This is a genomic window from Kitasatospora sp. NPDC004531, assembly GCF_053602195.1.
Genome location: NZ_JBSGDD010000164.1, coordinates 1 through 7067, shown reverse-complemented (window position 1 = coordinate 7067; position 7067 = coordinate 1). Strand labels below are relative to the sequence as shown.

The 7067-nt window shown below is 76.2% G+C and carries 6 protein-coding genes; 4 read left to right on the top strand and 2 right to left on the bottom strand.

Features of this window, described 5'->3' with window-relative positions; all coding sequences use genetic code 11:
• Positions 1–21: 21 nt before the first annotated feature.
• Entirely contained in the window at positions 22–849 is an 828-nt protein-coding gene (locus tag ACWEMJ_RS33140) for an SDR family oxidoreductase (protein ID WP_452140855.1), read from the bottom strand.
• Positions 850–978: 129 nt separating this feature from the next.
• Here ACWEMJ_RS33140 and ACWEMJ_RS33135 point away from each other — a divergent pair, with 129 nt between their 5' ends.
• Positions 979–1644 (top strand): TetR/AcrR family transcriptional regulator, encoded by a 666-nt coding sequence (locus ACWEMJ_RS33135; RefSeq protein WP_452140854.1) that lies wholly within the window; start codon positions 979–981, stop codon positions 1642–1644.
• 44 nt (positions 1645–1688) lie between these two features.
• Here the strand turns inward: ACWEMJ_RS33135 and ACWEMJ_RS33130 are convergent, their stop codons facing one another.
• Positions 1689–1910 carry a hypothetical protein gene (locus ACWEMJ_RS33130; protein ID WP_452140853.1) on the bottom strand — a complete coding sequence of 74 codons (222 nt, stop codon included), beginning with the start codon at positions 1908–1910 and terminating at the stop codon, positions 1689–1691.
• Positions 1911–2055: 145 nt separating this feature from the next.
• Between ACWEMJ_RS33130 and ACWEMJ_RS33125 the strand changes: the two genes are divergently transcribed.
• From ACWEMJ_RS33125 to ACWEMJ_RS33115, 3 genes are all read left to right on the top strand, one after another.
• On the top strand, positions 2056–4533 hold the full coding sequence (locus ACWEMJ_RS33125; protein WP_452140852.1) for a helix-turn-helix domain-containing protein: 2478 nt from the start codon (positions 2056–2058) through the stop codon (positions 4531–4533).
• 212 nt (positions 4534–4745) lie between these two features.
• A complete protein-coding gene (locus ACWEMJ_RS33120) occupies positions 4746–5888 on the top strand; it encodes a serine hydrolase domain-containing protein (protein ID WP_452140851.1) in 1143 nt (380 codons plus the stop codon).
• Between the two features lie 38 nt (positions 5889–5926).
• Positions 5927–7015 (top strand): alpha/beta hydrolase, encoded by a 1089-nt coding sequence (locus ACWEMJ_RS33115; protein WP_452140850.1) that lies wholly within the window; start codon positions 5927–5929, stop codon positions 7013–7015.
• Positions 7016–7067: the final 52 nt, after the last annotated feature.

The following is a 7067-nucleotide window of genomic DNA, read 5'->3' as shown; positions in this document are numbered from 1 at the left end:
GCGGGCCGGGCACGCGGCCGTTCAGAGGGTCAGCGCGGTGGGCTGGGCGTCCGGGCGCATCGCGGCGTCGGTGCCGCCGTCGACGAACAGGGTGGCTCCGGTGACGAAGCGGGCCTCCGGCCGCAGGAACTGGTGGACCCAGAAGGCGATGTCCTCGGGTCGGCCGAAGACGCCCAGCGGCATCGGGGTGGGGAAGTCGTCGGCGTCCGGCTCCTCGCCCGCGCCGGTGGAGCCGAGCATCAGCGGGGTGATCACCGCGCCCGGGGCGATGACGTTGAGCAGGACGCCTTCGCGGGCCCACGACGGCGTGACGGCCGTGCGGCGCACCCAGCGGGCCAGCGCGAACTTGGAGCTGGCGTAGGCGGAGATGCTCGGCGCCGTCTGCGCGAGCTCTGCGGGGAGTGCCGTCTGGGCCGCGCGGGCGTGCTCGCGGGCGGCCGCCTCGTCGCCGGCGAGCAGCAGGTCGACCAGGTGCTCGTCGATCATCGGGACGGTGGTCGAGGAGTTGGAGCCGATCACCACGGCGCGGCCGGCCGCGGAGCGGGCGAGGGCGGGGCGCAGCCCCTCCAGCAGGGCGACCGGGCCGAAGTAGTTGATGGAGGCGACCGCGCCGGCGTCCTTCATCGCGGGACCGACGCCGGCCACCGCCGCGACGCCGTCCAGCGTGCCGCCGGAGGCGGCCAGGATCTCCTCGACGGCGGACCGGCGGCCCTCCGCGGTACCGAGGTCGGCCGTGATGTCGGCGTCGCGGAGGTCGACGCCGATGACGGTGTGCCCGTTCTCCCGGAGGAGGGCGGCGCTGGCGGCGCCCATGCCCGAAGCCGAGCCGGTGACAGCGTAGGTACCCATGGTGCGAACCTCTCGATCACTGTGCGCACGGGGCGCACGGGACTGGTCCGGCGCTCGTCCGAACGCCCGCCAATCGACTTTCAATCACTGATTGAATGGTAACTCCACCTGATGTGGTGCAATGGCGGCATGCCGGACGGAACAGCCCAGAACCAGGACCCCGCCTCCACCCGCGCCCGCCTGCTGGCCGCCGCCGAGCGGCTCTTCCTGGAGCGCGGGGTCGGACAGGTCTCGGTGCGGGCGATCAACGCGGAGGCCGGGCTCAACCCCGGTGCGGTGCACTACCACTTCGGCTCCCGGGAAGGCCTGGTCACGGCGCTCCTCGGACAGGCGCTGCTGCCGCTCTGGCAGGACCGGCTGGAGGCGGCCACCCGCCGGAGCGCCGCCACCGGCCCGGCCCAGGTGCGGACGCTGGTCACGGCCGTCGCCGAACCGTTCGACGAACTGGTGCGCACCGAGCGCGGCCGGATGCTGTGCCGCCTGCTCGCCCAGACCGTGCTGGCCGCCGACCGGCCGCTGAACAACTCGCCCTGGGCGGGCACCGCCCCGTTCGAGGTCGTCCTCGGCCGGGCCCTGCCCGAGCTGGCCGTCCACGAGATCACCGACCGCTGGCGGCTCGCCTTCACCTCCCTCCTGGAGACCTACGGCCGGCCGCTGGCCGCCGACGCGGCCTCGCTGGCCGTTTCGCCGTTCCCCGAACTGTCCACGGTGGTCGCCTTCCTGACCGCCGGCCTGACGGCCCCCCGCCTGCCCGACCCGGCCCCGTCGGCGCCCGCGCCCGCCGCGGACGCCTGAACCGGCGGCGCTCCACCTCCGCCCGCCGACCGGGCGGGTGTCCGTCAGTGGCGGTAGGCCGCCGCCAGGGCCGCGAGCAGCAGGAGCAGCACCGTCAGGCCGAGGCACGCACAGCCGCCGAGGCCGCGGCCGGTCTCGACCTGGCCGCCAGGGGGGATCCCGGGGTGATGGGCGGCGCAGTGCTCCAGCAGCCGGTGCTCGGCGTCGCCGGGGTCGAGCCGGGGCGTGCGGTAGCCGCACTCGTCGCACCAGTAGCGGTCCGCCACGTCGATTCCTCGCTCCGCGCTCCTCGGGGCAGCGATCGTGGCGCGGTCGGCGGCCGACGGACAGGTCGGGCGACCGGCCATCCGTGGCCGGTCGCCCCCGGTAGGCTCGCCCGGGTCCGTACTGGCGAGTAGAGGGGGCGGTCCGGTGGCAGATCAGCTCGGCGCGCTGTTACGCCGGCTGCGGGGTCGGGCGGGGCTGACGCAGGAGCAGGCGGCGGAGCGGTCCGGCGTGAGCGTGCGGACCATCCGGCGGCTGGAGCGCGGCGGTTCCACCGACCACCGGCTGGGCACGGTGCACCTGCTGGCCGACGCCCTCGACATCGGCGAGGAGGACCGGCGGCTGCTGGCCCGGCTGCTCTCCGCGCCCCGCACCGAATCGCCCCCGCCGCCGGAACCGGCCCCGGCCCCGCAGCCGGAACCGCAGTCGCCCCCGCCCGCAGCCCCGCCCCCGCGACCGACCCCGGCCCCCGAGCCGTCCGCGCCCGACCCGGCGCCCGCCCCCGCGCCGGTCCCCGTCCCGGCCGGCCTGGCGGGCGCGGTGCGGGAGCTGGCGACCGAGGTGCGGCGCCGCTGGCAGCGGGAGGAGGCGCAGCGCCAGGTCCACGACCCGTTCCCGCTGCCGGTGCGGTGGTGGCCGGCGCCCGCGGCCCTGACGGACCGTCCGGAGAACATCCAGCGGCTCGGGCCCGGCGAGCCGCCCCGCCGGATGGACCTGGACGGCGATCTGCGCAGCGTGCTGGAGGTCTACCGGCGCATCCCGTCCGGGCGGCTGGTGGTGCTGGGACGGGCGGGTTCGGGCAAGACGGTGCTGGCCGTGCGGTTCGTGCTGGACTGCCTGGGGGCGTCGACCGTCGCGGGGCGGGTGCCGGTGGTGCTCGGCGCGGGGTCGTGGGATCCGACGCGCACCGCGCTGCGGGACTGGCTGGTCGACCGGCTGCTGCGGGAGCACCCGCACCTGGCCCGCCGGGGCCCGTACGGGTCGACGCTGGCGGCGGCGCTGGTGGACGCCGATCTGGTGCTGCCGGTGCTGGACGGGTTCGACGAGATCGCGGAGGGGCTGCGGGGCGAGGCGCTGCGGGTGCTGAACGCCACCTCGCTGCCGCTGGTGGTGACCAGTCGCCGCGCCGAGTTCGCGGACGCCGTGCGGGAGGCCCGGGCGCCGCTGCTGTGGGCGGCGGCCGTGGAGCTGGCCGATCTCGCCCCGGACGACCTGGTCCACTACCTCCCCCGGACGGCCCGGGCGGTCACCGGCGGCGACGGGGACGGGTCGCGGTGGGACGCCGTGCTGACGGAGGTCGGGGCGGGGCGGACCCCGGCGGCCGGCCGGCTGGCGGCGGTGCTGGGCACCCCGCTGATGGTGGGCCTGGCCCGGGCCGTCTACAGCGGGTCGGCCGACCGTGACCCGGCCGAGTTGCTCGACGAGGAGCGCTTCCCGTCCGAACGGGCCGTCGAGGAGCACCTGTTGGCGGGTTTCGTGCCCGCCGTCTACCGACGGCGGGTGCCCGAGCGGGACGCCGCGGGCGGCCGGCCCCGCTCGCGGGCGTGGGAGGCGGGGCAGGCCCGGCGGTGGCTGGCCCGGCTCGCCCACCACCTGGACGGGCTCGACCACGAGCGGCAGGACCTGGCCTGGTGGCGGCTGGGCGATTCGCTGCCGCGCTCGACCCGCACCGCCGTCGTCATGGCGTCCACCGCGCTGTGCGTCGCGGTGCCCGACTGGCTGGTGGGCCTGGGCACCGGGATGGGCGCGGCCGAGGTCCTGCTCCAGGGCGCGCTGATGGGGCCGATCGCCGGGCTGGCGTTCGGCGCGGTGTACGCGCTGCTGCTCGCCCTCGGCGGCGAGGCGGTGTTCGAGCCGAGCCGGGTGCGGCTGCGGCTGCCGGGCGGCCGGGAGGGCCTCGGGCGGCGGCCGGTGCGGACCTTCGCCGTCCGGTTCCTGCACGGCCTGCTCGGCGGATCCCTGGTGGGCGTCGGGTACGCGTGCGCGACCGCCCTGGAGCGGGCGCTGTACACGGACGCCGAGCCGTCCCGTCACCAGCTGCTGGTGGGCACCCTGATCGACATGCTCTGCCTCGGGTTGATCTTCGGCACGGCCGCCGGGCTGGTCTTCGGGCTGACCGCCGCGCTGGAGGCCCCGGTGGACACCGCCTCGGCGGCCACCCCCGCCGACCTGCTGGCCTCGAACCGGGCGACCGCGGCCCGGCTGTTCCTGGTGCTGGCCCCGGCGCTCGCCCTCGCGATCGCCTTCGGCGGGCGGCTGGTGGCCGGGGCGCTCCAGGGGCTGCTCGGTCCGCTCAGCTGGGAGCTGACGGACGGCCTGGTGATCGGCGCGGTCGGGGGGATCGGGGGGACCGCGGCCTTCCTGCTGGCCTTCACCGCCTGGGGCCAGTGGCTGGTCCTGGCCCGGATCTGGCTGCCCCTGACCGGCCGGCTCCCCTGGCGGCCGGCCGCCTTCCTCGACGACGCCTACCGGCGCGGCGTGCTGCGGCGGACCGGCGCGGTCTACCAGTTCCGCCACGTGCGGTTGCAGCACCACCTCGGCCGCGCCTTCCGCCGGGCCGACGCCCACTACGTGCCCGCCGCCCTCCCGCCGGCGCCGCCGACCCGAGGGGCCGACCCGCCGTGACCGGCCCGGCCCGGCCGTCCCGGCCGATCCACGGCACCGCCTACCACCTGCGGGCCCGACGGGCGGTCAGGTATGGCCGGTGGGCTGGCCTGTCCGCGGCGGCGGGCGGAGCGCGAGCATCGGAGGGCACCCGGCCGATGCGGCGCCGGACCCGGCCCCGGTGGCCGGGGCGCCGCGGGTCCGCCGGATCCGTCCGCCGTCCGAGGAGTCCGATGAAGCCCTTCCGCCTCGCCGCCGCAGGCGCCGCGCTGCTGCTCGCCGCCGTGACCGCCACCGGCACCGCCCACGCCGGCACCCCGACCGCCGCCGCGCTCCTCCAGGCGGGCGCGCTGCAAGGTGTCGCCGACGGCTACCCGGGCGTGATCGGCCTGGTCCGCCAGGGCGACACCGTCCAGTACGTGCACGCCGGCGTCGGCGACCTGTCCACCAAGGCGCCCGCCGATCCCGCCGCCCAGTTCCGGATCGGCAGCAACACCAAGGCGTTCACCGCCACCGTCCTGCTCCAACTGGAGGCCGAGGGGCGGCTGTCGCTGGACGACACCGTCGCCTCCCGGCTGCCCGGCGCGGTCGCCGCGAACGGCTACGACGGCAGCCGCATCACGCTGCGGCAGCTGCTCAACCACACCTCGGGCCTGCCCGACTACGCCAAGGACAGCGGCTTCTCGCTCGCCTACGCGCTCAACACCCAGCCCACCCGCGCCTGGGCGCCGCAGGCCCTGGTCGACCTCGCGCTCGCCCAGCACGCGCCGACCGCCGAACCGGGGCGGCAGTGGAGCTACGCCAACACCAACTACGTGCTGGCCGGAATGGTGATCAAGGCCGTGACCGGCAACGACGCCGCCACCGAGATCCAGCACCGGATCATCGAACCGCTGGGCCTGCGGAACACCACCTTCCCCACCACCGACCCCACCCTGCACGGCAACTACCTGCGCGGCTACGAGTACCCGGTGGTCGGGATCGTCATCCTCGACGCCACCACGTCCAACGTGCAGGCCTTCGGGCCGGCCGGGGCGATCGTGTCGACCCTGGACGACCTGGCCGCGTTCGGCCGGGCCCTGATGTCCGGCCGGCTGCTGCCGCCCGCGCAGCAGGCCGAACTCACCACCACCGTCCCGGTCGGCACGGACGGGAAGGTGGCCTACGGGCTGGGCCTCATCCACCAGCAACTGCCCTGCGGGCAGTGGGTCTGGGGCCACAACGGGGCCGTCCTCGGCTACTTCAGCGACTGGTACGCGAACGACGACGGCAGCAAGCAGGTCGTCCGCGCCAACAACGAGTACCACCTGCTCACTTCGACCAAGGGCCAGCAGGACACCATGAAGGCCACCGCCGACGCCTACTGCGCGCTCTGACCCGACCGCCACCGACCCGACCACGGAGGACAACGCCCATGAGCTTCTTCCCGACCGCGTGGTACCGCCGGGCCAAGGTCGCGGCCGCCGCCACCGCGGCCGCCGCCCTGGCCGCGCTGCTCGGCGCGGCACCCGCCCACGCCCAGGACGCACCGCCCGTCCTCACCGACGGCTTCGGCCTCACCCAGGTCGGCCGGCCGGAGGTGCGCTCCGCCACCGACTTCACCGTCACCGTCACCACCGCCCGGCTCGCCGGCACCCACCGCATCCGCATCCTGCTGCCCCGCGACTACGCCGCGGAGCCGGACCGGCGCTGGCCCGTCACGTACTTCCTGCACGGGGCCGGCGGCACCGTGGACGACGCCTCGGCCGCACCGGCCCTGCACGCGGACAGCATGATCACCGTCGTGCCGGACGGCGGGCTGAAGAGCTGGTACGCGAACTGGGTGATGCAGCGGACGCCGGTCGGCGCGGCCGACTGGCAGACGTTCCACACCGAGCAGGTGGTCCCGTTCGTCGACGCCAACCTGCGGACCCTCACCGACCGGTCCCAGCGCGCGGTCGTCGGCCTGTCGATGGGCGGCTACGGCGCACTGCACTACGCCGAGGCCCGCCCGGACCTGTTCGGGCACGTCGCCGCGCTCTCCGGCGGCATCGACTTCGGGATGGCGGAGATCCGCGGCGCGGTGCTGGCCACCGAGCTCAACCTGACCGGCGCGTGGTGCGCGGTCAGCACCTCCACCCCCGCCGGCACCGGGCAGTGCACCGGCTACGGGCCGGTCGTCGACAGCGACGCGATCTTCGGCTCGCCCTACCCGATCTTCGGCGCGGACCACGTCTGGAACGAGGTGAACCCGGCCGCGCTCGGCAACCTGGCCCGGCTCGCCGAGACCGACATCGCCCTCTACACCGGCGACCAGGGCCCGATCGACCACTTCACGGCCCTGGCCTCCGCCACCGTCAAGAACCGCCTCGCCCAACTCGGCGTCGCGAGCCGCCTGGTGAACTACGGCAACGGCTCCGCGCTGTCGCCGGGCTGCGACGGCGGCCACAACTACGGCTGCTGGGCGCCCGCCTTCGCCGACTACATCCCCCGTCTCGCCGCCTCCTTCGCCCAGGCGGCCTGACCCCGGCGCCGTGCGGCCCCCCCCCCCCCCCCGCCGCGCGGGGCGGCCCCCC